1 pseudogene is annotated in these 229 nt (G+C 65.9%); it reads left to right on the top strand.

Annotated elements, in window-relative coordinates:
* Nucleotides 1-229: pseudogene (locus tag R0J87_RS25475) on the top strand (hypothetical protein); the annotation flags it as partial.

Genomic DNA, 229 nt, shown 5'->3' with positions numbered 1-229 from the left:
CGTTCGCGCGGGTCGTCAATTTCCCCACGCGCGGCATCGGCGCGCGCTCGATCGAACAGCTCGCGGACGCGGCGCGACTGTATAACTGCTCGATGGCCGCGGCGATCCCGTATGTCGCCGGCAAGGCGGGCTCCAGTCTTGCGAGCTTCGCGAACCTGATCGGCAAGATGCGCGCGGAAACGCAGCAGATGAGCCTGCCGGAAACCGTCGAGTATGTGGTCCGTGCAAG

This window comes from Halomonas sp. SIMBA_159 (assembly GCF_046536035.1).
GTDB lineage: Bacteria > Pseudomonadota > Gammaproteobacteria > Pseudomonadales > Halomonadaceae > Vreelandella > Vreelandella venusta_A.
The sequence above is the reverse complement of the archived record's forward strand: the minus strand, read 5'-3'. Positions and strand labels throughout refer to the sequence as shown.